The sequence below is a fragment of the uncultured Cardiobacterium sp. genome (assembly GCF_938028185.1).
In the GTDB taxonomy this organism is placed as follows: Bacteria; Pseudomonadota; Gammaproteobacteria; order Cardiobacteriales; family Cardiobacteriaceae; genus Cardiobacterium.
The window spans coordinates 1-2,153 of record NZ_CALJAH010000412.1 but is presented as its reverse complement, the minus strand read 5'-3'; the positions used below and the strand labels follow the sequence as shown (position 1 = coordinate 2,153).

Here is a 2,153-nt window from a genome sequence, read left to right as displayed (position 1 = left end):
GTGGGGGAGGGTCGGGGTGGGGGCAGCAAACAATCCGCGTCAGCGACAAGTACGCCCTCCTCCCCCCGTGGGGGTGAAGTTAGTCCGCATACCGCAGCTGCCGAACCGGGCAACGAACACGCCGCGCCAGCAACAAAAAAACTCCGCCTCGTCGGCAACCTCCCCTACAACCTCTCCTCGCCCATCCTCTTTCACTGCCTCGCCCAGCGCCAGCACATCCACGACATGCACTATATGCTGCAAAAAGAAGTCGTGGACCGCATCACCGCCGCGCCCGGCAGCAAAACCTGGGGACGCCTCAGCCTGATGGCACAACTGTGGTGCGAAACCACCGCGCTGTTTGACATCCCGCCGGACGCCTTCGACCCGCCGCCGAAAGTCGATAGCGCCGTCGTCCGCCTCGTGCCGCGCGCCGCCCCCGCCTGGCAGATAGACGACCTCGCCACCTTTGACGAGACCGTGCGCCTTGCCTTCGCCCAGCGCCGCAAAATGCTGCGCAAAACCTTCGCCCACTGGCTGACGGCCGACGACCTCGCCGCGCTCGCCATCGACCCGACCGCGCGTGCCGAAACCCTGGACGGCGCCGCCTTCGCCCGCCTCGCCAACGCGCGCCACCAACAGGAAAAAGCATGAACCCCACCGTCATCATCAGCGGCCACAGCCACGGCCTCGGTGCCGCCCTCGCCGCCGCCTGGCTGCAATACGGCGCGCGCGTCATCGGCCTTGCCCGGCGCAACAACCCGGAACTTGCCGCTACCTACCCCGGTCAACTGCAAGAAACCGCGATAGATCTGGCCGACCCGCAAGTCGTGCTTGACTACAGCCGCAGCGACGCCTTCCGCCACACCTGCCAGACGGCGGAAACCCTCTGGCTGTTTAACAACGCTGGCACCGTCGCCCCCTCCGCGCCGCTTGGCACGCAGCCCGACGATGCCATCACCCACGCGGTGAACCTCAACATCACCACGCCGCTGATCCTTGCCAACGCCGTCCTCGCCCACGCACGCGACCGCGACAACGTACGCATCGTCCACATCAGCAGCGGCGCGGCGCGCAAACCCTACCCTGGCTGGAGCATCTACGGCGCAAGCAAGGCAGCGCTTGACCGCCACGCTGCCGATGCCGCCGCCGAAGGCGTGCGCATCACCAGCCTCGCTCCCGGCGTGGTTGATACCGCGATGCAGGCGGGGATGCGCGCCGACCCCGCCTTCCCGCTGCGCGCACAATTCGCCGCGCTGCACGCCGACGGCAAACTGCAAAGCGCCAGCGACACCGCCGCGCAAATCCTCGCCTACTGCCAAAGCGACGCCTTCGCCCGCGAACCCGTCACCGACATCCGCACGTTCGACATTTCCTGAATTATGGTGGGCTTGCCATACCATTTAGATTTATAGCAATCCTCACAAAGCCCTGTACGGCGTTGCGCCGCTTTGCCGTACTTAAATGTACTGTCTTCAGCGGCGCGCCTTGTACAGAACTTTGTGAGTATCGCTATAACGCTGTCGCTGCGTCGTTTTTACTTCAGTATTAAATGACGCACAAAATCGGATCTGAGTTTGTGATGGGAAAAGACTGAGTTGAATCATTTTGCAGACAAGAAATTTGTACAAAATTTGCTTTTCTATAAAGGCGTTTCCTGATATTCCCAAATCATAACGACGATTATTGCAGCACTGGTTTTGCACCAACACAAGCAAGTGCGTCAGGCCAGCAGACTATTTTGAGGGAATGTTCGCCCTTAATTATGGGTGATGCAGCGTTCTGTACGGCGAGGGGCGAGGCGGCGCAACGCCGTACAGAACTTTGTGAGAATGGCTATAGCCGAACTCGGTAAGCAGGACAGCGTATCTTTTGAACCATAAAAAAGCCCCGCACAAGCGGGGCAAAATATGAAGGAGAAAAATGCCTGGAGCCGGTGAAGGGACTTGAACCCATGACCTGCGCGTTACGAATGCGCTGCTCTACCAACTGAGCTACACCGGCGAAGCCGACGCAATCATACACATAACCGCATTAACTGGCAACCTATAATCGTACTATCAGGCATAATCACCCGAAACGGCAGTATTATAGCAATCCTCACAAAGCCCTGTACGGCGTTGCGCCGCCTGACCGGGCACCCTAAAAAATGGCGGAGCCATTTTTTAGGGAAA

The 2,153-nt window shown here is 60.0% G+C and carries 2 protein-coding genes and 1 tRNA gene; 2 read left to right on the top strand and 1 reads right to left on the bottom strand.

Translation table 11 applies throughout. The annotated features are described in order from the left end of the window. Nucleotides 1-633: rRNA adenine dimethyltransferase family protein (locus tag Q0349_RS12030; protein ID WP_298081246.1), on the top strand; the 633-nt coding region annotated here is incomplete at its 5' end. Then, nucleotides 630-1,358, top strand: a complete 729-nt coding sequence (locus tag Q0349_RS12025) for an SDR family NAD(P)-dependent oxidoreductase (protein ID WP_298081245.1) — start codon at nucleotides 630-632, stop codon at nucleotides 1,356-1,358. The genes Q0349_RS12030 and Q0349_RS12025, both read left to right, overlap by 4 nt. Before the next feature lie 549 nt (nucleotides 1,359-1,907). On the opposite strand, the gene Q0349_RS12020 is transcribed toward Q0349_RS12025, so the two are convergent. Next, nucleotides 1,908-1,983 (bottom strand) — tRNA-Thr (locus Q0349_RS12020). Nucleotides 1,984-2,153: the final 170 nt, after the last annotated feature.